Annotated in this window: 17 protein-coding genes; 7 read left to right on the top strand and 10 right to left on the bottom strand. The window is 66.0% G+C overall.

Features of this window, described 5'->3' with window-relative positions; translation table 11 throughout:
- Positions 1-21 precede the first annotated feature (21 nt).
- A complete protein-coding gene (rplO, locus tag EV663_RS10795) occupies positions 22-498 on the bottom strand; it encodes a 50S ribosomal protein L15 (RefSeq protein WP_132951813.1) in 477 nt (158 codons plus the stop codon).
- Positions 499-909: 411 nt separating this feature from the next.
- On the opposite strand from rplO, the gene EV663_RS10790 reads away from it, so the two are divergent.
- Together EV663_RS10790 and EV663_RS10785 are read left to right on the top strand one after the other, a co-directional pair.
- On the top strand, positions 910-2028 hold the full coding sequence (locus EV663_RS10790) for a KpsE/RkpR family capsule polysaccharide export protein (protein WP_132951812.1): 1119 nt from the start codon (positions 910-912) through the stop codon (positions 2026-2028).
- A complete protein-coding gene (locus EV663_RS10785) occupies positions 2025-2675 on the top strand; it encodes an ABC transporter ATP-binding protein (protein ID WP_132951811.1) in 651 nt (216 codons plus the stop codon). Before EV663_RS10790 ends, EV663_RS10785 begins: the two co-directional genes overlap by 4 nt.
- A gap of 24 nt (positions 2676-2699) precedes the next feature.
- Here EV663_RS10785 and EV663_RS10780 read toward each other — a convergent pair whose 3' ends face one another.
- Genes EV663_RS10780 through EV663_RS10750 form a run of 7 tightly spaced genes read right to left on the bottom strand, consistent with a single transcriptional unit; the run spans position 2700 to position 15635 of the window.
- Positions 2700-4331, bottom strand: coding sequence for an alpha-D-glucose phosphate-specific phosphoglucomutase (locus EV663_RS10780; protein WP_132951810.1), 1632 nt, complete (start codon positions 4329-4331; stop codon positions 2700-2702).
- Between the two features lie 10 nt (positions 4332-4341).
- Complete coding sequence (locus tag EV663_RS10775) at positions 4342-6213, bottom strand: 4-alpha-glucanotransferase (RefSeq protein WP_132951809.1); 1872 nt, start codon at positions 6211-6213, stop codon at positions 4342-4344.
- Positions 6210-8297, bottom strand: a complete 2088-nt coding sequence (gene glgX, locus EV663_RS10770) for a glycogen debranching protein GlgX (RefSeq protein ID WP_132951808.1) — start codon at positions 8295-8297, stop codon at positions 6210-6212. The genes EV663_RS10775 and glgX overlap by 4 nt, the downstream gene beginning before the upstream one ends.
- On the bottom strand, positions 8294-9721 hold the full coding sequence (glgA, locus tag EV663_RS10765) for a glycogen synthase GlgA (protein ID WP_165910180.1): 1428 nt from the start codon (positions 9719-9721) through the stop codon (positions 8294-8296). The genes glgX and glgA overlap by 4 nt, the downstream gene beginning before the upstream one ends.
- A complete protein-coding gene (glgC, locus tag EV663_RS10760) occupies positions 9718-10980 on the bottom strand; it encodes a glucose-1-phosphate adenylyltransferase (RefSeq protein WP_132951806.1) in 1263 nt (420 codons plus the stop codon). Before glgC ends, glgA begins: the two co-directional genes overlap by 4 nt.
- 19 nt (positions 10981-10999) lie before the next feature.
- Positions 11000-13213: a 1,4-alpha-glucan branching protein GlgB gene (glgB, locus tag EV663_RS10755; protein WP_425057139.1), complete on the bottom strand. Its 2214-nt coding sequence runs from the start codon at positions 13211-13213 to the stop codon at positions 11000-11002.
- Between the two features lie 4 nt (positions 13214-13217).
- Entirely contained in the window at positions 13218-15635 is a 2418-nt protein-coding gene (locus EV663_RS10750) for a glycogen/starch/alpha-glucan phosphorylase (RefSeq protein WP_243697943.1), read from the bottom strand.
- Positions 15636-15838: 203 nt separating this feature from the next.
- Here EV663_RS10750 and EV663_RS10745 point away from each other — a divergent pair, with 203 nt between their 5' ends.
- Positions 15839-16297 carry a (2Fe-2S)-binding protein gene (locus tag EV663_RS10745; protein ID WP_132951804.1) on the top strand — a complete coding sequence of 153 codons (459 nt, stop codon included), beginning with the start codon at positions 15839-15841 and terminating at the stop codon, positions 16295-16297.
- Between the two features lie 3 nt (positions 16298-16300).
- Positions 16301-18541 carry a xanthine dehydrogenase family protein molybdopterin-binding subunit gene (locus EV663_RS10740; RefSeq protein WP_132951803.1) on the top strand — a complete coding sequence of 747 codons (2241 nt, stop codon included), beginning with the start codon at positions 16301-16303 and terminating at the stop codon, positions 18539-18541.
- 175 nt (positions 18542-18716) lie between these two features.
- Here the strand turns inward: EV663_RS10740 and EV663_RS10735 are convergent, their stop codons facing one another.
- The gene (locus tag EV663_RS10735) at positions 18717-19559 is read right to left on the bottom strand and encodes a fumarylacetoacetate hydrolase family protein (RefSeq protein WP_132951802.1); all 843 of its coding nucleotides are present in this window, start codon (positions 19557-19559) and stop codon (positions 18717-18719) included.
- 152 nt (positions 19560-19711) lie between these two features.
- Between EV663_RS10735 and EV663_RS10730 the strand changes: the two genes are divergently transcribed.
- Positions 19712-20041, top strand: coding sequence for a lipid-A-disaccharide synthase N-terminal domain-containing protein (locus EV663_RS10730; protein ID WP_132951801.1), 330 nt, complete (start codon positions 19712-19714; stop codon positions 20039-20041).
- Here the strand turns inward: EV663_RS10730 and htpX are convergent, their stop codons facing one another.
- Positions 20042-20965, bottom strand: a complete 924-nt coding sequence (gene htpX / locus EV663_RS10725) for a zinc metalloprotease HtpX (protein ID WP_132951800.1) — start codon at positions 20963-20965, stop codon at positions 20042-20044.
- 139 nt (positions 20966-21104) lie between these two features.
- Here htpX and EV663_RS10720 point away from each other — a divergent pair, with 139 nt between their 5' ends.
- Both EV663_RS10720 and EV663_RS10715 read left to right on the top strand, forming a co-directional pair.
- The gene (locus tag EV663_RS10720) at positions 21105-23543 is read left to right on the top strand and encodes a Lon protease family protein (RefSeq protein ID WP_132951799.1); all 2439 of its coding nucleotides are present in this window, start codon (positions 21105-21107) and stop codon (positions 23541-23543) included.
- Complete coding sequence (locus EV663_RS10715; protein ID WP_132951798.1) at positions 23540-24172, top strand: hypothetical protein; 633 nt, start codon at positions 23540-23542, stop codon at positions 24170-24172. The genes EV663_RS10720 and EV663_RS10715 overlap by 4 nt, the downstream gene beginning before the upstream one ends.
- The last annotated feature ends 30 nt before the right edge of the window (positions 24173-24202 follow it).

Here is a 24202-nt window from a genome sequence, read left to right as displayed (position 1 = left end):
ACGAGGCCCGCGAACAATCCCTTATTCGGCCGCGGCCGCCGAGGGTGCGATCTTGAGCGTGCCGCCCGCCTTTTCGACCATGTCGATCGCCGATTTCGAAGCACCGGTCACGTCCAGGTCAAGCTTGGCCGAAAACTCGCCCTTGGCCAGGACGCGTACCCCGTCCAGCTTGCGGCGCACAAGGCCCGAAGCCACCAGCGCATCCTCGGTGATCGGTGCCTTTGCATCCAGCTTGCCAGCATCGACGAATTTCTGGATCAGGCCAAGGTTGACCACGGCGAATTTCTTGCGGTTGGGCTTGTTGAAGCCGCGCTTGGGAAGCCGCTGGTAAAGCGGCATCTGCCCGCCCTCGTAGCCGTTGATGGCCACGCCCGAACGCGACTTCTGACCCTTGATACCACGGCCGGCCATCTTGCCCTTGCCAGAGCCGGGACCACGGCCGACCCGCTTGGCCTTTTTCGCCGCGCCTTCGTTGTCGCGCAATTCGTGAAGTTTCATATCGCTTCTCCTGACGCCGGATGTGACCCCCGAAGCGGATGGGACCAACCACGGCATTTTTCGATGTTATATACTGCGGCCCGCCGGACCACCGGGCGCGTATAACGGCCGCCTGTCATGGAATCAAGCCCCGTCGCGAGACCCGGCACGCCGCAACTGGCCTGCGCCCTTGGGCACGCATCGGGCACGCGAAACCGCACGCCGCGCGCTTGCCGCTTGGCCTTGCGACCGATTTGTGGCATCGGACAGGGCGACCGTCCGGGCCATCACCGCCCGAACCGGCGCCAGCATCAGCGATCGAGACGTGTTTTGAACGACATCCCCCAGAAGAACGGAACCGATACCCCGTCAAATGAGCGCCCTGTGGGAAATCCGCCAGGCACGGGGCCGCACCGGGGGTCGGGGACGACGATGCCCACGGCCGGGCCCGCGCGACTGAAACTGCGCCATGTCGTCCTGATGATCACCTTCCTCGCCTGGGTGGTCGTGCCATTCATCGGGGCCGCCTATTACCTTTTCAGTATCGCCAATGATCAATACGCCTCGCGCGTGGGGTTCGCGGTGCGTACCGCCGACACCGGGTCGGCGATCGAACTTCTGGGCGGGATCAGCGAGTTGTCGAGCGCCAACTCATCGGATACCGACATTCTTTACGAATTCATCCAGTCGCCGCAGATCGTGCGCGCAGTGGACGAAAGGCTCGGCCTTGCCGGGATCTATCGCCGTGACAACGATCCGGTTTTCGCACTCGGCGAAGACACGCGGATAGAGGCGCTTTCGGCCTATTGGCGGCGCATGGTCAAGGTATTCTACGACCGCTCCAGCGGTTTGATCGAGGTGCGGGTGCTGGCCTTCGACGCTGCAAGCGCCCATGCCATCGCTGTCGCGATCTTCGAGGAAAGCAACGGCATGATCAACGAGCTGTCGGCCATCGCCCAGGCCGACACGCTCCGCTATTCCGAACAGGAACTGGCCCGAGCGCAGGACCGGATGAAACAGGCCCGGCAGGCATTGACGAGTTTCCGCAACCAAAGCCGGATCGTCGATCCCACCGCCGATATCCAGAGCCAGATGGGTCTGATTACCTCGTTGCAGGCGCAATTGGCAGAAGCGATCATCGAACGCGACCTGTTGCTTGAAAACGCGAGCACCAACGATCCGCGCCTTGCCCAGATCGAACGCCGGATCGAGGTGATCCGCGACCGGATCGAGCGCGAACGCGACCAGTTCGTCGAAAGCGGCGAACGCAAGGATGACGCCTTTTCCCGCCTGCTGGAGGAATACGAGGCCTTGTCGGTCGATCTCGAATTCGCCGAACGCGCCGCGATCTCGGCACGTACCGCCTATGACCTTGCCCTGTCCGAGGCACAACGCAAGTCGCGCTATCTTGCCTCCTATATACCACCCACGCTGGCCGAGACCCCGGAATATCCGCGCCGCATCGTTTTGCTGGCGATCCTTGGCGCGGGGCTGGCGATCTCGTGGGCGATCGGGGCCCTGATCTACTATTCTTTGCGCGACCGGCGATGATCGAACTGCGCGAGCTTTCCAAGACCTATGTCCTGAACGGCCGGCACAAGGTGGTCGCCGACCGGATCTCGGCGGTTTTCCCGCCCCGGACCGCGGTCGCGGTACTCGGGCGCAACGGGGCAGGAAAATCAAGCCTTCTCAAGATGATCTCGGGCGCGATGGACCCCGATTCGGGCGAGGTCATCCGCCACGGCACCGTATCCTGGCCGGTCGGCTTTGCCGGATCGTTTCATCCCGAACTGACCGGGCTGCAAAACACACGCTTTATCGCGCGCGTCTATGGGGTCGACACCGACGAACTGGTTGCATTCGTGCGGGATTTTGCCCAGTTGGGCCAGCATTTCGGCCTGCCGGTGCGCACCTATTCCTCGGGAATGCGCTCGCGGCTGGCCTTCGGGGTGTCGATGGGTATCCCTTTCGACACCTACCTCGTGGATGAAATCACGGCCGTGGGCGATGCCTCGTTCAAGAAGAAAAGCGACGAGCTGTTCCTTGCCCGGTTGGAAACGGCCGGCGCGATCATGGTCAGCCACGCCTTGCCACAGGTCAAGCGGCTATGTACCGAGGCGGCCGTCCTGGAGGGTGGAAGGATGCGCTACTTTCCCGACATCAACGAGGGCATCGCCTATTACCAGTCCCTGATGTGAGATTGAGGCGGGACAGCCCCGTCTTCAGGTGATCACATCCGGCGCCAGGCGTCCCGTTTTCGCGCCGATACCCGCGATAGCGTCAGCCGCGGCCACGATATCGGACAGCGCCGTTTCGGGCGCGAGGTCCAGCCGGGTCGGGTCGTCGACGAAATCCTCAAGATAGACGCGCAGGGTCGCGCCCTCGGTGCCCGTGCCCGACAGCCGGAACACCGCCCGCGCGCCGCCCTCGAAACCGATGCGCAGACCCTGCCCCGCGCTGTGGCTGCCATCCACCGGATCGTCATAGGCGAACTCGTCGGCCTCGGTCACGCGCCGCCCGGCAAAGCTCTGCCCCGGCAGGACGGCCAGGCAACCGCGCAGATCGCCCATCAGCGCATCGGCCACGGTCTTGTCCAGCGCCTCGTAATCGTGGCGCGAATAGTAGTTGCGCCCGAATTCCCGCCAATGCGCCTGCATCGTCTCCGCGACCGAACGCCCGCTGGCCGCCAGGATGTTCAGCCACAGCAGCACCGCCCAGAGCCCGTCCTTCTCGCGCACATGGTCCGATCCGGTCCCGGCGCTCTCCTCGCCGCACAGCGTTGCCCGCCCCGCATCAAGCAGGTTGCCGAAGAATTTCCACCCGGTCGGCGTTTCATAGCACGCCAGCCCCCGCGCCGCCGCCACGCGGTCCACCGCCCGCGAGGTCGGCATCGAGCGCGCCACCCCCTTCAGCCCGTCCGCATAGCCCGGCGCCAGATGCGCATTGGCCGCCAACACCGCAAGGCTGTCGGACGGTGTCACGTAGACCCCGCGCCCCAGGATCATGTTGCGGTCGCCATCCCCGTCCGAGGCCGCGGCGAAATCCGGCGCGTCGGGTCCCATCACCAGATCGACCAGCGGTTTCGCCCAGATCGGGTTGGGGTCCGGGTGCCCGCCGCCGAAATCGGGTTGCGGCACCGCGTTCATCACGCTGCCCGGCGCGGCGCCCAGCCGGTCCTCCAGGATCGCCTTGGCATAGGGGCCAGTGACCGCGTGCATCGCATCGAAACGCAGGGTGAACCCACCTGCGATCAGCCGCGCGATGGCATCGAAATCGAAAAGACGCTCCATCAGAGCCGCATAGTCGGCAACCGGGTCCACGACCTCGACGATCATGTCGCCAAGCCGCGTCTCGCCCGTGCGGGACAGGTCGACATCACGCGATTCAACGATATCGTAGGCGGTGATGGTCCTTGTCGCCTCGAAGATGCGGTTCGTCACATCCTCGGGTGCGGGGCCTCCGTTGGGCATGTTGAACTTTATCCCGAAATCGGCGTCGATCCCGCCGGGATTGTGGCTGGCCGACAGGATGATGCCGCCATCGGTCTGGCGTTGCCGGATCAGGTTCGACGCGGCGGGCGTGGAAAGGATCGCCCCCTGCCCCACGATTACCCGCGCAGCGCCCCCCGCCGCCGCCATGCGCAGGATCACCTGGGCAGCACGATCGTTGAAATAACGCCCGTCACCGCCCAGGATCAGCGTCTTGCCTTGCACGCCGCCAATCGCTGTCCAGATCGCCTGGACGAAATTCTCAAGATAGTGCCTCTGCATGAAGACCCGCGTTTTCTTGCGCAGACCGGATGTGCCGGGCTTTTGCCCCTCGATCGGCGTGGTTGGAACGGTCAGCTTTTCCATGTGGGGGCTCCTATCGTCCGTTGTCCTGCATTGCGCGGGCAGTCCGGGCCAGGGCATCGCATTGCCCAAGCGCACCGGGCGCCGGCCCGATCCGGCGGCGCCAGTTGGGATGGCTGTCTATCGTACCGGGCAGATTGGCCTGCGCCTCGCGCCCGAGGATATCCTCGATCTGCACCGCCACAAGGCGGGCGGGTGACGCGGCCAGCAGGCGGTACAGCGCGTCCACATCCGCCCCGCCGGTGCGCGCGGCCAAATCCCGCGCATCGTCCAGCCGCTGCGCCCGCGCCGCGCGTGCCGCGTCAGATGTCAGGTGGCCCAGCCTTTCGTGCCAGTCGATGTCGATTCCCTCACGCCAGCCGGAATAGGGGGGCAAGTCATGGGTGCCAAAACTGGCCATGACCGCCTCGGGCCAGGCGCCGGGTGAATGATCGAACATCGCAAGCCGACAGCCAAGCACACCGGCCCCCGCCAGATCCGCCTGCAACCCATCGGGCACAACGCCCAGATCCTCGCCCACCAGGACCGCACCCGCCCGCGCGGCCTCGATCCGGGCGACGGCCAGCATCGCAGCCCTGGGCATGGCGACATAGGCCCCCGGCGCCCCTTTGGGGACCCAAAAGGCACGGTCGAACCCAAGGATATGATCGATCCGCAGCGCGCCGGCGAATTTCAGTTGGGCGCGCAGGATCTCGGCCAGCGGCGCAAACCCGCGCGCGGCCAGCCGGTGCGGGATCATTGGCGCCAACGTCCAGCTTTGGCCCTGGGGCGCAAAGGGGTCGGGCGGCGCCCCCAGCGAAACCCCGCGCGCGAAAAGATCGGGATCGGCCCAGGTCTCGGCCCCGGCCGGGTGGGTGCCCACGGCCAGATCCAGATAGAGGCCCTGCGCCATCCCCTGTGTCCGCGCAACGTCCCGGATCGCGCCCAGTTGCGTCTCGGCACGATATTGCAGCCAGGCATGAAAGGCGATCTCATCGGCATGTTCGACGGCAAAACGGCCCACGGCGGGGCCGTCGACTGCATGAAATTCGACGGGCCAGCCAGTCCAGTACTCGCCGAAATGCCGTGAAAGCGCCTGGTGAATGGCAAAGCGCTCAAGCTCTGCCCCACCGGCACGGCGAAAGACCGCCAGCGCGGCATGATCATCTGGGGAAAGGTGCGCGAATTCCGACCGAAGACAGGCCATCCGGGCAGCAATGGCAGGGGCATGATCGACCAGCACCCGACCCGGCAGCGCAGTCTCTTGCGGGCAGGCGATATGGGCCACGTTGAAACGGCGTCGCGACGAGGGCGAATAGGGGCTGATCGCCGTCGGATCGCCCGGGAAACCGGCATGGATCGGATTGATCCCGACAAAGCCCGCCCCCTGCGACGCGATCCCGGCAAGGGCCAGATGCAGATCGGCATAATCGCCCAGCCCCCCGCGGGCCTCATCGCGCAACCCGTAAAGCGGCAGCATCACCCCCCAGCCGCGCGGCGGCAGGGGCAGTGCGGCAGGCGCAGCCAAAAGCGTGGTCTCCTGCCCGTCGAAAATCAGCCGATGCAGGCCTAAAGGCAGTGGCGGCAGAGCCAGGCGGTCCCCGGCGCGGCCTTCGTGCTGGGTGCCATCCTCCAGTTGCAGGTGCCACTCCCCGCCCCGGACGGGGCGCAGATCGGGCGCGTTGCCCGGCTCTGCCACCGCCCACGCTGGCAAGGCGCGCCCGGACGTTTCGGCCTGCCATGCGGCCAGCGTTCCGGCGGCCTCGGCCTCGGTTTCAGCCGCCAACCCCATCGCCGATAACAGCGCGCGGGCGGTCTCTGGCCCGGTTGGGTGGGCCACACCCGCAAGATCACGATAGACTGGCAAAACGCCCGCCGCGCGCGCCAGCGCCCCAAGCGCGCTCATGACGCCGGCTCCAGCACCAGAACGACGACCGCCTCTGCGGGCATGTCCAGAATGCCCGTCACCGGGGCGGTGCCCAGACCAGGGCGCGAGGTATCCAACCGCAAACTCCAGCGCTGGTTTCCGGGGGCCTCGGGCACGCTGACCGCAACCGCCTCGCCGGCATTGAACACCGCGAAGATCGCGTATTCCAGCGTGGCATATTCCGGCGTACCAGACGCGGTGCGCATTTCGACAGCCAAAAGCCGCAATTCGGGGTCTTCCCAGTCGGCCCGTCGCATCGCGGCACCGTCGGCGCGACGCCAGAACAGGTCCTCGATCCGGTCGAGCGCGCGTTCGCGCGAATGCAGGAACAGCTTTTGGCGCAGGATCGGATGCGCCTTGCGCAGGGCGATCACCCTGGCGGTAAAGGCGAGAAAGTCATCATCCACCGCCTGCCAGTCGATCCAGGACGTCGCGTTATCCTGGCAATAGGCATTGTTGTTGCCCTGCTGGCCGTGGCCCAGCTCATCGCCCGCCAGGATCATCGGCACCCCTTGCGACAGCATCAGCGTCGCCATCATGTTGCGCCGCCGTCGCGCCCGCGCCGAAAGGATCATCTCATCTTCGGTCGGGCCTTCATGCCCGAGATTGTCGGAATAGTTCGCGTTATGCCCGTCGCGCCCTTCCTCGCCATTGGCCAGGTTGTGCTTTGACAGGTAGCTGACGACATCGGCCAGGGTAAACCCGTCATGGGCCGTAACGAAATTGACCGACGCGGTCGCGGGCCGCCCGGAATGGTCGAATTGCGGCGCCGAGCCCATGATGCGCCCCGCAAGGTCCGGCGCGCGCCCCGGATCGCCGCGCCAGAATCGCCGCACGCCGTCGCGGAACTTGTCGTTCCATTCCGAAAACGGCGCGGGAAAGGCGCCAAGCTGATAGCCGCCGGGGCCGATATCCCAGGGCTCGGCAATCAACTTGACCCGGTTCAGCACCGGGTCCTGCCGGATGGCCTGAAAGAACGGCGCGCGCGGGTCGAATCCGTGCGGCATCCGTCCCAGCGTGGCAGCCAGGTCAAAACGAAAGCCGTCCACATGCATCACCTCGACCCAGTAGCGCAGGGAATCCATCACCATGCGCAGCACCATCGGGTGGTTCGTGTTCAAAGTGTTGCCGGTGCCGGTATCGTTGACATAATGCCGCCGGTCGTCGGCGAGCCTGTAATAGGACGCGTTGTCGAGCCCGCGAAAACAAAGTGTCGGGCCAAGCTCGTTGCCCTCGCCGGTATGGTTGTAGACCACGTCGAGGATCACCTCGATCCCGGCGGCGTGCAACCGCGCCACCATCCGCTGGAACTCTGCTATATCGCCGGTTTCCATGTAGCGCGGGTCGGGTGCAAAGAACCCGATGGACTGGTATCCCCAGTAATTCGTCAGCCCCTTTTCGACAAGGAACCGATCGTTGAGGAAGGCATGAACCGGCAAAAGCTCGATCGCGGTGATGCCAAGGCGGGTGTAATGGTCCAGCATCGGATCAGAGGCCAGCGCCCGAAACGTGCCCGGCGCGGGCACTCGCGGATGGCGGAAGGTCAGGCCCTTTACATGGGCCTCGTAAATGACGGTATCGGTCAAGGGTGTGCCCGGCGGGACATCGCCCGCCCAGTCGAAACCGGGCGCAACCACGATGGAACGAGGCGCATGGGGGGCGCTGTCACGCTTGTCATAGCTCAGATCGGCGCGGGGGTTACCCACCTCGTAGCCCATCAGCGCGTCGTGCCAGGCCGGGTGCCCGCTGATCCGCCGCGCGTAAGGGTCGATCAACAGCTTGTGCGGATTGAACCGATGCCCCTCGTCGGGGCGATAGGGACCATGCGCGCGATAGCCGTAATGCTGTCCCGGACGCAGGCCGGGAATATAGCCGTGCCATACATGGTCCGTCCGTTCCGGCATGTCGAAATTCGCGATCTCCCTGCGCCCCGTCTTGTCGAACAGGCACAGGATCATGCGGCTGGCATGTTCCGAGAAGACGGCGAAATTCACGCCCTCGCCGTCGAACCGGGCGCCCAGCGGTTCGGGGCGCCCGGCCTGCATCTTGACCGGCAGGATCATGTCTGGGCCAGCATCCCGGCATAAAGGGCCGCATAGGCCGCCGCCGAGGCCCCCCAGCCGACAGGCGCGCGCATCCCGTTGCGCTGAATCCGTTCAAGAACCTTGGGCTGCGCATACAGGTCGCACAACCTGTCCAGTGCGGTGCCCAGGGCCTGCGCCGTGACCGGGGTGAATTGTATCCCCGTGGCCACGCCGGCCGCCAGTGCGGCGGGATTGGCGTCGATCACGGTGTCCGCCAGCCCCCCGGTGCGTGCCACCACCGGCACGGTGCCATAGCGCAGCCCGTAGAGCTGTGTCAGGCCGCAGGGTTCGAAACGCGAGGGCACGAGGATCGCATCGCCCCCCGCGATCAGCCTGTGGGCCAGCGCCTCGTCATAGCCGATCCGAACCGCCACACCCGCGTACCGGTCGGCGGCCGCGCGCCAGGCCTCTTCCAGCGCGGGCTCGCCCGACCCCAAAAGCGCCAGGCGTCCGCCGCGGGCCAAAAGGCCCGGCAGCGCCTCAAGCAGAAGGTCCAGACCCTTTTGGCCGGTCATCCGCGAGACCACGACGCAAAGCGGCCCGTCGCCCTCGGGCAGGCCGGTCTCTGCGATCAGCGCGCGACGGGCGGCAGACTTGCCGCGCGGCTGTTTATAGGGGGCAATATCGGGATCGGTGGCGGGGTTCCAGATCCCCTCGTCAATCCCGTTCAGCACGCCAAGAACATCCGCACCGCGCGCCCGGATAACACCATCCAGCCCTTCGCCGAACTCGGGCGTTCTTAGCTCCCGCGCGTAGGTCGGGCTGACGGTCGTGACCTTCCAGGCATAGACCAACCCCGCCTTCAACGCCGAGACCTGGCCATAATATTCCATCCCCTCGGGCTGGAACGCCCATCCAGGCAGGCCCAGCCGCTCGGTCCGTTCGGGCGGCATCAGCCCGTGAAAGGCGATGTTGTGAACCGTCATCACCGTCGGCAACTCGAAACCGCCGGCCTTGAGGTAAAGCGGCGTCAGCCCCGCTTGCCAGTCATGGGCCTGCACGACATCCGGGCGCCAACCCTCTGCGCCCTCGGCCCCGATCCGCGCGCCCATCCATGACAGCGCCGCAAAACGCATATCGTTATCGGCCCAGTCCCGCCCGGCCGCATCCAGGTAGGGGCCGCCCTCGCGGTCATAAAGGTGGGGCGCATCCAGCACGAAAAGTGACAACCCCACCGCCTTGCCTGCCAACAGTCGCGCGGGTCCGCCAAAGAGATCGGGCACATCCAGGACGCGGTCGAAATCGCGCGCCGCCGCCAGAACGGCCGGATAGCCGGGCAACAGAACCCGCATCTCGACACCCTCGCCGGCCAGCGCGGCAGGCAATGCGCCCACCACGTCGGCCAGCCCCCCGGTCTTGATCAGCGGGGCGCATTCGGATGCGACGGAAAGAACACGGATCACGACCCTGCCCTCCGGTCCAGCATGTTCTGGGTAATCAGCGTGATCCCCCCTTCGCTGACGCGGAACCATTTCGCATCTTCCTCGGGGTCTTCGCCCACGACAAGACCGCGGGGGATTACCACGCCGCGGTCGATCACCACGTTTCTCAACCGGGCATGACGCCCGACCGTCGCATAGGGCAGCACCACCGCGTGATCGAGAACCGCGTAGGAGTTGGTGTTCACCATCGTGAAAAGCAACGAGTTGCGCACCTCTGTCCCCGAGATGATACATCCCCCCGACACCATGGACGACACTGCGGAACCGCGCCGATCCTCTTCGTCATGGATGAATTTCGCGGGCGGCACGCTTTCGGAATAGGTCCAGATCGGCCAGTTGCGGTCCCACAGGTTCAACTCGGGTGTGAAATCGGTCAGGTCGATATTGGCCTTCCAGAAAGCATCCACCGTGCCGACATCGCGCCAATAGACCGGGGCGTCAGGATGATCCTTGACGCATGACTCTGCAAAGCGGTGGGCGATCGCGCGGCCCTGGCGGACCACTTGCGGGATCAGGTCCTTGCCGAAATCGTGGCTGGACGCGGAATCTTCGGCATCGCGCACCAACAATTCGCGCAGGAATTTCCAGTCGAAGACATAAATCCCCATCGACGCGAGACAGTGATCGGGATCGCCGGGCATCGCCGGCGGATCGGCGGGTTTCTCGACAAAGTCGGTAATGCGATCGTTCTCGTCGACCTGCATCACTCCAAAGGCGCCTGCATCCGCCCTGGGCACGGTCAGACAGCCCACGGTGACATCGGCCTTGTTCGCGACATGCTGGCGCAGCATGATCTCGTAATCCATCTTGTAGACGTGATCGCCCGCAAGGATCAAAACGTAGTCCACGCCGTAGCTGTCGACGATATCGATATTCTGCGTCACCGCGTCGGCCGTGCCGAGATACCACTGGTTTTCCGCCACCCGCTGACTGGCTGGCAGGATGTCCAGGTATTCGTTGCGTTCCGCGCGGAAAAAATTCCAGCCGCGCTGGCAATGGCGGATCAGGCTGTGCGCCTTGTACTGGGTGGCGACCGCCATCTTGCGGATACCGGAATTGAGCGCATTGGACAGCGCGAAATCGATGATCCGCGTCTTGCCACCGAAATAGACCGCCGGTTTCGCCCGGTGATCGGTCAGTTCTTTCAGGCGGCTGCCACGGCCACCGGCCAGCACAAATGCCATCGTTCGGCTGGACAGCCTGCTATAGCGCGTTTCCATGGACAGTCCTCCCTCAGGGTCACGCCTCTGGCACCAGGAATAGCACCGAGAGCGGCGGCAAGGTCAGCAGAGCCGAGGCAGGAAAACCATGACTGGGCGTATCTGTTGCGCCGACGCCACCGAGATTGCCACGCTCGCCCCCGCCATAGGCCGCAGAGTCGGTATTGAGCACCTCGCACCAATGCCCCGACCACGGCAGGCCGATGCGTATATCCCTGCGTTCAACCGGCGTAAGGTTGCATATGACGGCCACCGGCGGATCGTCGCCCCCCCCCTGGCGCAGCCACGCATAGACACAGATATCGCCCGCCCCCGCCTCTATCCAGCGAAACCCGTCGCCCTCGCAATCCTTGGCATGCAGGGCGGGGGTGTCGCGGTACAGCGCATTCAGATCGCGCACCAGTCGCTGGATGCCCGCGTGGCGCCCGGCCCCCAGCACGCCCCAGTCCAGCTGACCGCGATAATCCCACTCCCCGCGCTGCGCGAATTCCTGGCCCATGAAAAGCAGCTTCTTGCCGGGATGCCCCCACATGAACCCGTAATAGGCGCGAAGGTTGGCAAATTGTTCCCAATCATCGCCGGGCATCCTGGACAACATGCTGCCTTTGCCGTGGACAACCTCGTCATGGCTGATCGGCAGGATGAAGTTTTCCGAAAAGGCGTAGAGCAGCCCAAAGGTCAGTTGGTGATGGTGAAACTTGCGGTGGACCGGCTCGCGCGCAAAATAGTCCAGCGTGTCGTTCATCCAGCCCATGTTCCACTTGTAACCAAAGCCAAGCCCACCGGCATCGACCGGCTGCGAGACACCCGGAAAGGACGTGCTTTCCTCGGCCGCGGTCAGGATGCCCGGCACCTCGCCATAGACCAGCGTGTTCATCCGTTGCAAAAGCGAGATCGCCTCAAGGTTTTCGCGCCCGCCATGGATGTTGGGTATCCACTCTCCCTCGGGCCGGGAATAATCGCGGTAGAGCATGGACGCCACGGCATCGACCCGCAGCCCGTCGACATGGTGTTCCTCAAGCCAGTAAAGCGCGTTGGAGAACAGGAAATTGGCGACCTCGGTCCGGCCGCAATTGTAAATCAGGGTGTTCCAGTCACGGTGGAACCCCTCGCGCGGGTCGGCGTGTTCGTACAGTGCCGTGCCATCGAACCGGGCCAGCCCATGCGCGTCAGAGGGAAAGTGCGCGGGCACCCAGTCGAGGATCACGCCCAGACCCTTGGCATGGGCAGCGTCGATCAGGTCGCGGAATTCATGCGGGGGGCCGTGGCGGACGGTGGGCGCGAACAACCCAACCGGCTGATAGCCCCAGGACCCGTCGAAGGGATGTTCGGAAATCGGCAGGAACTCGATGTGGGTGAACCCCATGTCGTGGACGTAATCCACCAGTTCCTCGGCGGCCTCGCGATAGGAAAGCGGGCGGTTGCCGTCCTCGACCCGGCGCCGCCACGATCCCAGGTGCACCTCGTAGATCGAGATGGGCGCGGTCCGGGCATTGTGCGCCGCCCGCGCGGCCATCCATTCGCCATCGTGCCAGCCATAGCCCGCGATGTCGCGCACCATGCTGGCGGTGGCAGGCGGGTGTTCGGCCCCGAAGCCCACCGGGTCGGCCTTGAGCGGTTGCAGCACCCCGTCCGCGCCCAGGATCTCGTACTTGTAGACCTCGCCCTCGCCGATGCCGGGCAGAAAGATCTCCCAAACTCCCGTCGCGCCCCGGCGCCGCATCGGGTGGCGCCGTCCGTCCCAGCCGTTGAACGGCCCCACGACCGAGACGCGCCGGGCATTCGGCGCCCACACGGCGAAATGGGTGCCCGCCACGCCCTCGTGCTCGCGGACATGGGCGCCCAGCACCTGCCACAGCCGGTGATGCGTGCCCTCGCCCAACAGGTATTCGTCCATCTCGCCAATGACAGGACCGAAGCGGTATGGATCATCGAAATCCCAGACATGGCCCTCGCCATTGGTGGCGCGCAAACGATATGGCCCCTCCCCCGGCACAGGGCCGGAAAACAGGTCGGGCGCACCGGGGTGGCGGGCTAGGGGGTAGGTGGCGTCATGTGCCAGCACCTCTAGCCCGGCGAGACCGGGATGAAACACGGCCACATGCCGGCTCCCGCCATGGAAATGCGGCCCCAGCACCGCGAAAGGATCGTCATGCGTTCCCGTCTGAAGACGGTGCGCCGCCTCGGACATGGGGAAAGGACTGTCATGCGGGGCGGCGTGAGACGGGTTCATACCCCTAGCCTAGGGAAGAGCCGGGTGGTTGCATAGCCTCGTCAAGCCCGGACCTGACGGCCACAACGTCCCAGATGTCGGCCATGTAACCCCGGATCGTGCGGTCGGACGAAAACCAGCCCGACCGCGCGGTGTTGCAGGCCGCCATCCGCCGCCAGGCATCCGCATCGGCAAAGGCCGCGTCGGCCCGGCGCTGCGCATCCCAGTAGGCGGTGAAATCCGAGCAGACCAGGAAGTAATCCGCACCCGACAGATTCGCCACGACCCCGCGATAGCGGTGCCTGTCGCGCCGCGAAAAGGTGCCGCGCGAAATCTCCATCAGGGCACCGGACAGCCTGGGATCGGCCGCGATGGCCTGCGCGGCATGTTCGGGTACCGCGCGCCGGGCCTCGACCTCATCCGCGGTCATCCCGAACAGGAAGAAGTTGCGCGCCCCCACGCGATCGCGGATCTCGACATTCGCGCCATCCAGCGTGCCGATGGTCGGCGCGCCGTTCAGGGCAAATTTCATGTTGCCGGTGCCAGAGGCCTCCTTGCCCGCGGTGGAAATCTGCTCGGACAGGTCGGAGGCGGGGATCAACCGCTCGGCCAGGCTGACATTGTAGTTGGGTAGGAAGATCACCTTCAGATACCGGTTCGTCTCGGGATCGGAATTGATCACGGCGGCCACATCGTTGATCAGGCGGATGATCTCCTTGGCAAAGAAGTATCCCGGCGCCGCCTTGCCGGCAAAGATCTTGACCCGCGGCACCCAGTTGCCCTGCGGGTTGGCCTTGATGTCGCGCCACAGCGCGATGGCCTCCAGGATGTTCAGGTGCTGGCGCTTGTATTCGTGGATGCGCTTGATCTGGACATCGAACATCGCGTCGGGATCGACCTGCACCCCGTGCTCGGCCGCCAGCCAGTCCGCCAGATCGGCCTTGTTGGCGCGTTTGGCCGCGGCATAGGCGTCCAGAAAGGCCGGATCGGTCAGACTGGGCTCCAGCCGTTCCAGCTGTTCCAGGTCGTCGACCCAGCCTTCGCCGATGGTCCTTGTGATCAGACCGCTCAGCCGCGGGTTGGCCGACAAGAGCCAGCGCCGCGGCGTCACGCCGTTGGTCTCGTTCACGATGCGGTCCGGGTGCAGGCGGTGCAACTCGGCAAAGACCGTCTTTTTCATCAGATCGGTATGCAGTGCCGAGACCCCATTGACCTTGTGCGCCATGACGAAGGCCAGTTCGCCCATCCGCACCTCGCCATCGCCGGTCAGGCTGACGCTGCGCGAGGGCTGTTCGGCGGCGTGGGCGGCGTCGATCCGCTCGATCAGCTGCATGTGGCGCGGCAGCAGGCTGGTCATCAGATCCTCGGACCAGCGTTCCAGCGCCTCGGGCATCAGGGTGTGGTTGGTATAGCTCAGGCAGCCCCGCGCGGTGGCGATGGCCTGATCCAGCGGCATCTCGCGTTCGTCATGCAACAGGCGCACCAGTTCCGGCCCGGCAATCGCGGGGTGGGTATCGTTCAACTGGATCGCCGCGCGTTTCGGCAGATCGGTCAGCGCGCCGCCCTCGGCCTCGAACCGGCGCAGGATGTCGCGCAGGCTGGCCGCGGTGAAGAAATATTCCTGCTTGAGCCGCAGCTCCTTGCCCTGCTCGGTCGTGTCGTCGGGGTACAGCACCCGCGAAATCGTCCGCGCCAGCGCCTCGGGCTCTGCCGCCGCCGCGTATTCGCCGCGGTTGAACCGGTCCAGGTCAAAGCCATGCAGTGGCTGCGCCGACCACAGCCGCAGGGTATTGGCCCAGCGCCCCCGCCAGCCGATGACGGGCGTATCATAGGCCTGCGCCATCACCGCCTCCTGGCCGTGCCAGACGGGCTTGCCGCCCTCCTCGACCACCTCGCCGCCGAAACACATCTTGAAACGCACGTCGCGGCGCTCGAATTCCCAGGCGTGGTATTGCGTCAGCCAGTCTTCGGCGGTCTCGATCTGGCGACCTTCCTCAAACGACTGGCGGAACAGGCCGTGTTCATAGCGGATACCATAGCCGAAGGCCGGCACGCCCAGCGTGGACAGCGATTCCATGAAACAGGCCGCCAGCCGCCCCAGACCGCCATTGCCCAGCGCCGCGTCCGGTTCGTCCTGGATCACCGCGACCGGGTCCAGGCCAAGGCCGGTCAACGCCTGCTGCGCCTCGTCCTCCAGACGCAGGTTGACGATCGCATCTTCCAGAAGGCGGCCGATCAGGAATTCCATCGACAGGTAATAGACCCGCTTGGCCCCGACCGCGCGCGTCGCGCGGGACGCGGCGTGCCAGTTCTCGATCAACCGGTCGCGCACGGCCAGCGACAGCGCGATGCGCCAGTCATGTTGTGTCGCATGGTCGGCATCGCTGCCCAGCGAATAGGTCAGGTGACGCAGGATACTTGTGCGCAGGTCGACGTCAGTCACGGGGCAGCCTCCAGGATGTCTGGAACGGTAATGTCTTGCGGGATATGTGCGGAAAACCAAGGGGGCTGCAAGCGCGGGCTGGCATTTCACGACGGATCGTGACGGCAGTGCCGTATTTGAAGGCATCCGGGGGATGATTTGTGATCATCCTGCCCTAGGCTGGATGAACAGGCGACTCGCGGCAAAGGCCGAAAGGACTGGCGATGAAACTGACGGTGAACGGAACCGAACACGAGATCGACGTCGAACCGGAAATGCCCCTGCTTTGGGTGTTGCGCGACGTGCTGGGGCTGACCGGCACGAAATATGGCTGCGGCATCGCGCAATGCGGCGCCTGCACGGTGCATGTGGACGGGGTCGCGGTACAGTCCTGCCAGGTCGCGGTGGGCGATGTCGCGGGCGCCGTTACCACGATCGAGGGGCTGGGCACGCCGCAGGCCCCCCACCCGGTGCAGGCCGCCTGGATCGAACACCAGGTCGCGCAATGCGGCTATTGCCAGTCGGGCCAGATCATGACCGCCGCGGCGCTTTTGGCCGAAACGCCCACCCCCGACGACCGGCAGATCGATGATGCCTTCTGGGGCAACCTGTGTCGCTGCGGCACCTATCCGCGCATCCGCGCGGCGGTCAGCGCGGCGGCGCGAAAGTTGCAGGAGGGCTGAGCGATGGGAAAAGGGGCCATGATCGCACGACGCGCGTTCCTGATGGGATCGGTCACGGTGGCGGGCGGCTTTGCGGTGGGGTGGTATTCTCTGAACCAGCCCTATGCCTTTCCGCTAGCCGATGAATTGCCGCGCGGCATCACCCCGCTGACCGCCTATGTCCTGATCGACGCGGGGGGGGTGACGCTGATCACCCCGCGGGCCGAGATGGGACAGGGCGCGACCTCGATCCAGGCCGCGCTGCTGGCCGAGGAACTGGACGTGCCGTGGGACGAGATCCGCACCGATCCAGGTCCGCCCGCACCGGCCTATTTCAACGCAACCATTATCGGCGAGGGTATGCCCTTTGCCGCAACCGATACACGGTGGCGGGCCGAGGCCATGCGCGGCCTTGGTGCGACGATGGGCAAGCTGATGGGGTTCCAGATCACCGGTGGATCGTCCACCGTGCCCGATGCCTATGATCGGCTGCGTCTGGCCGGCGCCGCCGCGCGCCAGATGCTGGTAAGTGCCGCGGCTGCCCGGCTGGGCCTGCCAGAGGACCAATTGACCACCCGCGAAGGCGCGGTGATCGCCCCGGACGGCACGGCCCTGCCCTATACCACACTTGCCCCCCATGCCCGCCGCGTGCCCCGCCCGCGAAAGGTGACGCCGAAAGATCCAGCCGACTGGCGGCTTTTGGGCAAACCGATGCAACGGCTTGACATCGCAGCGAAATCTACGGGCACGGCGCGTTTTGGCATCGATGAGACCGCGCCGGGCATGGTCCATGCCACGGTGCGCACCAATCCGCGCCGGGGCGGCGGGGTGAACGGGTTCGATGCCGGCGCGGCCGAGGCGATGCGCGGCGTATTGAAAATCGTGCCGGTTCCAGGCGGGGCGGGCGTGATCGCCGACAATACATGGCGCGCGATGCAGGCGGCCGCGGCAATCCGTTTTGACTGGGCGCCGTCGCCCTATCCCGCCACGACCGACGGGCTGTTCGACAGCATCGCCGCGGCCTTTGTCCACGATGCCCGCGACAGCCGCCTGCGCGATGATGGCGAGGTGGACAAGACCCTTGAACGCGGCGCCGATGTCAGTGCCGAATACCGCGTGCCCTTCCTTGCCCATGCGCCGCTGGAACCGATGACCGCGCTGGCATGGTTGACGAGCCGCGGCCTGGAAATCCGCGCCGCCACCCAGATCCCGCGTTTCGCGGTCAAGACCGCCGCGCGGCTGACCGGCCTGCCCGAGGACCGGATCGTGCTGCGCGCACTGCCGATGGGCGGCAGTTTCGGCCGCCGGCTGGAGGACGACTATATCGCGCAGGCCGTGGAACTGGCGCGCGCCATGCCGGGTCGGCCGGTGAAACTGACCTGGACCCGCGAAGAGGACATGACCCACGATTTCCCCCGTCCCGCCGCCATCGCGCGCGGGCGCGGCCGGGTGGAGGACGGGCGTGTAACCGCGCTGGACCTGTCGATTTCCAGCCCCTCGGTCAGCGCCTCGCAACTGGGGCGGTTGGGATTGAACCCGATGGGCGCGGATACCAGCATCGTCAACGGGGCCTGGGACCAGCCGCTGGCGATTCCGCATTACCGCGTCACCGGCTATCGCGCGCCCGAAACCGTGCCGGTCAGTTCCTGGCGCTCTGTCGGAGCCTCGGGCAATGCGTTCTTCCACGAATGCCTGCTGGACGAATTGATCTACGCGGCGGGCGCCGACCCGCTGGAGGAACGGCTGCGGCTGTGCACGCACGCCCCCTCGCGCGCGGTGCTGGAGGCCGTGGGCGAGATGTCGAACTGGGGCCGCCCCCTGCCCTCCGGTGCCGGGCGCGGGCTGGCCTTCTGCCTGTCCTTCGGCGTCCCCTGCGCCGAGGTCGTTGAGGTCAGCCAGACGCCCCGCGGCCTGCGGATAGACCGCGCCTTTGCCGCGGCCGATGTGGGCCGTGTCCTGGACCCTGTGAATATCGAGAACCAGATGCAGGGCGGCGTGATCTGGGGGCTGGGGCACGCCATGCGAGCAGAACTGACCTATGCCGATGGCCGCCCCGAACAGGAAAATTTCGACACCTACCCGGCGATGCGGATCACCGAATGCCCCGAAATCAAGGTGCGCGCCCTGGAAACCGGCGACACCGTGCGCGGCATCGGCGAGCCCACGGTGCCCCCCGCCGCCCCCGCGCTGGCCAACGCGATCTTCGCCGCGACCGGTCAAAGGGTGCGCGAGATGCCGTTGACACGGGAAGTGACCTTCGCCTGACGCGGTCGACTCAGGCCCGCGATCGGGGGCTTTGCAACGCTTTCACGCCCCCCCCCGATCCGGGCGGGCGTGCCACCTTGCCCTGCCCGCGCCCGGTGCGGGTGGGGGCGGCGCACAGATCACCAAGCACCTATCGCGAGACCCCACACGGATTGCCCCAACGCCCGTGCAAGTTTCACCCCGCCAGGACCACTTGCCGCTGGCGGCCCAGGCCCTCTATCCCAAGCTCCATCACGTCACCGGGCCGAAGAAAGCGCTGTGGCCTCATCCCCATGCCCACGCCCGACGGCGTGCCGGTCGCGATCAGGTCGCCCGGCACGAGCTGCATGAACTGGCTGAGGTGGCTGACGATCTGCGCCACCGTGAAAATCATGTCCGCGGTCGTGCTGTCCTGCACCTGCACGTCATTCAGCGCCAGCGTCAGCCGCAAATCCTGTGGATCGGCCACTTCGTCGGCGGTAACCATCCAGGGGCCGACGGGGCCAAAACCCGGCAACGACTTGCCCTTGATCCACTGGCCGCCCCGATCCATCTGGTAGGCGCGCTCTGACAGGTCATTGACCACGCAATAACCCGCGACATGGGAAAGCGCCTCGGCCTCGGACACGCGGAAGGCCGCGCGCCCGATCACCACGCCCAGTTCGACCTCCCAATCGGCCTTGTCTGCGCCTGCCGGCAGAATGACCGGGTCATCGGGCCCGGCCAGCGCCGTGGTGGCCTTGGAAAACACGATTGGCTCTGTCGGCTTTGCCATTCCGGCCTCTTCGGCATGACGGGCATAGTTCAGGCCGATGCAATAGAAATTCGGCACCGCCGCAAGGCAGGGGCCGATGCGCGTGCCGGGCGCAATCACCGGCATCGACGAAAGTTTCAGCGCACGCACCGCATCCAGCGATTCGGGCACCATGGAGAACGCATCGAAATCGGGAACATGGCCCGAGATATCGCGGATCTGCCCATGGTCATCCATCACTGCGGGCCGTTCCATCCCCCGCGGCCCCACGCGCATCAATTTCATCGTCTTGCTTCCTTCTTGCCGGTTCCCCGTTTCATATCGCGCCCGCGCCGCTTTGCCAGCACGTCACGACCCGCGGGGCCGGTTTGCGCTGTCTTTGCGTGCCGCGACCCACTATAGCGGGCACAGCGTGGCCCGCAGCCCCGGAAAGACCCATGAAAGAGACCCTGTTTTCGTTCCTCGCCATAGATAACTGGACCGAGTTCTGGTGGGTCATGCTTGGCCTTGCCGCACAACTGACCTTTGCCGCGCGCTTTATCGTGCAATGGATCGCCTCGGAACGCGCAGGCCGGTCCTACGTGCCGGTGGCGTTCTGGTACTTGTCGATCCTGGGCGGTGCGATCCTGCTGACCTATGCGATCTACCGAAAGGACGCGGTGTTCATCCTGGGCCAGTCGACCGGGCTGCTGGTCTATGTGCGCAACTTGATGCTGATCCGCCGTGTCACCCGCGCCGAGGCCGAAGGGCGCGAAACTCAAGGCTGATCAGCCCCACGGCCCCGCGCGACCCTTTGGGGCGCGCCCCCAGGGGGCCTGCGGACGCGACCGTCCCGCGGCGCCGACGGCCGGGGTGTTTTGTGCCGCCATCCGGCGCAGCGCGGCGACCCGGTTGGCGGTCGCGGGATGCGTGGCAAAGAGGTTGTCGCGCTTGTGCGCATGCAGCGGGTTTACGATGAACATATGCGCGGTGGCCGGGTTGCGCTCTGCCGCGTCATTGTCGATACCGGCAGCCCCCTGCTGGATGCGTTCCAGCGCCGAGGCCAGCCACAGCGGGTTGCCGCAAATCTCGGCCCCTGCCTTGTCGGCGGCGTATTCACGGGTGCGGCTGATGGCCATCTGCACCAGCGCGGCCGCCATCGGCGCCAGGATCATCATCGCGAGGCTTCCCACGATTCCCGGCCCCGCGTCGCGCCGGCCACCAAAGAACAGCGCAAAATTGGCCAGCATGGAAATCGCCCCCGCAAAGGTCGCGGTCACGGTCATGATCGCGGTGTCGTGGTTGCGGATATGGGCAAGTTCATGCGCGATCACCCCGGCCAGTTCGTCGCGATCAAGGCTGCGCATGAGTCCAGTGGTCACCGCCACCGCGGCGTTTTGCGGGTTACGACCGGTGGCAAAGGCATTCGGCTGAGGTTCGTCGATGACATAGACCGCGGGCATCGGCAAACCGGCGCGCGCCGCAAGCCCGGCCACCATCTGGTGCAGGCCCGCCGCCTCGCCCGGCGTCACGGGCCGGGCATTATGCATCCTGAGCACCATCTTGTCAGAGTTCCACCAGGCCGCAAGGTTCATCCCCGCCGCAAGGATCAGCGCGATCAGGCCTCCCCCGGCGCCGGCCAGAAGATAGCCAAGCCCCATGAACAGCCCCGTCATCGCGGCCATCAACAACGCCGTGCGCGTGTATCCCATTGCCCTGTCCATCGTTGTTGCAAGGATCGGCTAGGATATGGGGTCCGTATGGCGGTGCTGCAACGCGCGTGGCGGGGCTTGAAACACGGGCAATGCCGGTGTTCGTTGAAAAGGTGAACCACCGAAGGAGGCCCGCGGGATGGACGAGATCGCCACCGGCCAGCCGATCGAACCCGCCCGATTGCGACCGGGCGCGGCATTCGCGCTGGACTTTGAGAGCACCGATACGCTGATCCCGCTGGAGGACTGGCCAGGCCAGGACCGTGCGCTAGAGGCGATGCGGCTTGCCGCCAGCACCCCGCATGAAGGGTTCAACCTGTTCGTGCTGGGCCCGCCCGGCAGCGGACGGCACAGCGCGACGCACAAGTTGCTGGCCGAAACTGCCGTCACCCGCCCCGCCCCCGAGGATTGGGCCTATGTCGGCAATTTCGACGACCCCCGGCGCCCCGTTGCCCTGGCCCTGCCCCCCGGCCGCGCCAATGCCCTGCGCGACGGGGTGCGCAAGGTCATCAACGACCTGGCCAACGACATTCCCGCGATCTTTGAATCCGAGGATTACCAGGCCCGGCGCCGCGCCATCGAGGAAACCTACGAGGAACGCCACGAGGCGGCGATGAGCGCGCTGGCCGACACCGCGCGCGAAAAGGGTGTGGCGATCGTGCGCACGCCCATGGGCTTTGGCGTGGCGCCCCGCAAGGATGACGACATCCTGCCGCCCGATGAGTATGAAAAGCTCTCGGACGAGGCGCGTGCCGCGCTGGACGCGGCGGTGGGCGAGGTGCGCGAACAACTGGAGGCGATACTCCAGGAGGTTCCCAAGGGCATGAAGGCACAGCGACGCGAAGTCGAAGAAATGAACATCGCCATGGCCCGCGACGGGGTTGAAAGCGCGATGGCCGGATTACTGGCAGAGTTCGCCGACCACGAGGGCGCGCTGCGCCACCTTCAGGCGATGCGCGACGATCTCATCGACAATGCCGAACTGTTCCTGATCCGCGAGGACGGCCCGCAGGCGGGCGCCTTTCCGGTGGCCACCGCCAAGCACTACCAGCGTCCGCAATTCAGCCGCTATGCCGTCAACGTCATCGTCTCGCGCCACGAGGATGCGACCGCGGGCGCGCCGGTGGTCGAGGAATCGCTGCCCACGCTGGCCAACCTGATCGGCCGGATCGAGTACCAGGCCGAACATGGCGCGCTGGTAACCAATTTCACCATGATCCGCGCCGGCGCGCTGCACCGGGCCAACGGGGGCTTCCTGATCCTCGATGCCGCGCAGGTATTGACCGAGCCTCTGGCCTGGGATGCACTTAAACGCAGTCTCAAATCCGGCGAGATCAAGATATTCTCGGCCGGAGAACGGTTCAGCCTGATCTCGACCGAAACGCTGGAACCCGACCCGATCCCACTGCGGCTGAGGGTCGTCCTGGTGGGCGACCGGATGCTTTACTACCTGCTGGTCGCGCTTGATCCCGATTTCTCGCGCCTGTTCAAGCTCGAGGCCGATTTCGATGACCGCATGCCACGCTCTGCGGCCAGCGCATTGTTATTCGCCCGGCTGATCGCGCGGATGGTCCAGACTTCGGGTCTGCGCGCGGTCAGTGCCGGGGGGGTTGAACGGCTGTTAGAAGAAAGCCTGCGCCTGTCAGACGATGCAGAGCGATTCTCGCTGAACCTCGCCGCGCTGGCCGACATCCTGCACGAAGCCGAACACCGCGCGGGCGAAAACGGCGCGGCACGCATCGGCGCGGACGAAATCGCCGCCACCATCGAGGCCGCCGAGCGCCGCGCGGGCCGCCTGCGCGATCTGAGCCAGGAAATGATCGCGCGCGGCACGCTGCTGATCGACACGGACGGTGCGCGGATTGGCCAGATCAACGCGCTGTCGGTGCTGGAAATCGGCAAGTCCCGCTTTGGCCGGCCCACCCGTGTCAGCGCGAGGGTGCGCATGGGTGCAGGCAAGGTCGTGGATATAGAGCGCGAGGCGGAACTGGGCGGGCCGATCCATTCCAAGGGGGTGATGATCCTGTCGGGCTACCTTGGGGGAACCTATGTGCCCGACCTGCCCATGTCGCTCTGGGCGAGCCTGGTCTTCGAACAAAGCTATGGCGGGATCGAGGGCGACAGTGCTTCGGCCGCGGAACTGTTGGCGCTGTTATCGGCGCTGGCCGAGGTTGCGATCGACCAGTCCTACGCGGTGACCGGCTCGGTCAACCAGTTCGGGGATATCCAGCCCATCGGCGGGGTGAACGAAAAGATCGAGGGCTTTTTCGACATCTGTGCGGCGCGCGGGCTGACCGGGCGACAAGGGGTGCTGATCCCCGCCACCAATCTCGGCCACCTGGTGCTGCGCCCGCGCGTCATCGAGGCGGTCGAGGCCGGAGCGTTCCGCATCATCCCCATGGCCCATGTCGACGAGGGCCTGGCCATCCTGACCGGCCACGAGGCGGGCGCGCGCGGAAAAGACGGGACCTTTGCGCCAGACAGCATAAACGCCAAGGTCGAGGCGCGGCTGACAGCATTCGCCGAGGCGCGGCGCCACTTCGGAAACAGAGGCAAGCACGAGGAGAACACCCCATGAGCGCCCGTGTCATCCTGGGCGCATCCAGCTTTGCCGATGCCGGCCCGGTGCTGGGGCTGGCCTTGGCGCTTGCCGCCGAGGCCGGGGCAGAGCTGCGCGGCCTGCTGGTCGAGGACGATGCCCATCTTGCACTATCGGGCCTGTCATCGGCCTGTATCGTCGACGCGGCGGGCCGCACGGTGGCCAGGCATGGGGCAGGCCCCATGCGCGCGGCCTTTCTGCGCGACGCGGCCCGGTTCGAACAGGCGCTTGCACGCGAGGCCGACCGGGCCGCGCTGACCTGGTCGTTCCAGCACCGCGCCGGGCGCCTCGCGGCGGTGCTTGCCGACACGCTTGGCCCTGACGACATGCTGGTTCTGCCCGCGGGACCCGTGCGTGCCCGCCTGCGCGAGGTGGTATTGTTACAGACCGGCGCGGCGGCGGGACTTGAACCCTTGGCCAGGGCGCTGGCAGAACGGCTGTTAAGCCCGTTACGGGCGCTGGCCGACGATCCCGAAACGCTGAAAGAACTGGGCCCCGGCAGCGTGGTGATCGGCGCAACCGCCGGAAAAGACCTGCCCGGCCTGCTGGCCCGGACGCGCTGTATTCATATCCTGCACAGCACCGGCGCGACCACCCCGCGCCTGTAGGCCGGAAAAGAGGCAAGACGCCATTGCCCC

This window comes from Rhodovulum bhavnagarense, assembly GCF_004343505.1.
GTDB lineage: Bacteria > Pseudomonadota > Alphaproteobacteria > Rhodobacterales > Rhodobacteraceae > Rhodovulum > Rhodovulum bhavnagarense.
This window is presented reverse-complemented; position numbering and strand designations above follow the sequence as displayed.

Bases quoted from the DNA above. Each gene is read 5' to 3' on its own strand.
- EV663_RS10790 (WP_132951812.1), top strand. From the start codon at position 910: ATGCCCACGGCCGGGCCCGCGCGACTGAAACTGCGCCATGTCGTCCTG.
- EV663_RS10730 (WP_132951801.1), top strand. From the start codon at position 19,712: ATGAAAGAGACCCTGTTTTCGTTCCTCGCCATAGATAACTGGACCGAG.
- glgB (WP_425057139.1), bottom strand. From the start codon at position 13,213: ATGAACCCGTCTCACGCCGCCCCGCATGACAGTCCTTTCCCCATGTCC.
- rplO (WP_132951813.1), bottom strand. From the start codon at position 498: ATGAAACTTCACGAATTGCGCGACAACGAAGGCGCGGCGAAAAAGGCC.
- htpX (WP_132951800.1), bottom strand. From the start codon at position 20,965: ATGGGATACACGCGCACGGCGTTGTTGATGGCCGCGATGACGGGGCTG.
- glgX (WP_132951808.1), bottom strand. From the start codon at position 8,297: ATGATCCTGCCGGTCAAGATGCAGGCCGGGCGCCCCGAACCGCTGGGC.
- EV663_RS10735 (WP_132951802.1), bottom strand. From the start codon at position 19,559: ATGAAATTGATGCGCGTGGGGCCGCGGGGGATGGAACGGCCCGCAGTG.
- EV663_RS10720 (WP_132951799.1), top strand. From the start codon at position 21,105: ATGGACGAGATCGCCACCGGCCAGCCGATCGAACCCGCCCGATTGCGA.
- EV663_RS10775 (WP_132951809.1), bottom strand. From the start codon at position 6,213: ATGAGCGCGCTTGGGGCGCTGGCGCGCGCGGCGGGCGTTTTGCCAGTC.
- EV663_RS10745 (WP_132951804.1), top strand. From the start codon at position 15,839: ATGAAACTGACGGTGAACGGAACCGAACACGAGATCGACGTCGAACCG.
- glgC (WP_132951806.1), bottom strand. From the start codon at position 10,980: ATGGAAACGCGCTATAGCAGGCTGTCCAGCCGAACGATGGCATTTGTG.
- EV663_RS10715 (WP_132951798.1), top strand. From the start codon at position 23,540: ATGAGCGCCCGTGTCATCCTGGGCGCATCCAGCTTTGCCGATGCCGGC.
- EV663_RS10740 (WP_132951803.1), top strand. From the start codon at position 16,301: ATGGGAAAAGGGGCCATGATCGCACGACGCGCGTTCCTGATGGGATCG.
- EV663_RS10780 (WP_132951810.1), bottom strand. From the start codon at position 4,331: ATGGAAAAGCTGACCGTTCCAACCACGCCGATCGAGGGGCAAAAGCCC.
- EV663_RS10785 (WP_132951811.1), top strand. From the start codon at position 2,025: ATGATCGAACTGCGCGAGCTTTCCAAGACCTATGTCCTGAACGGCCGG.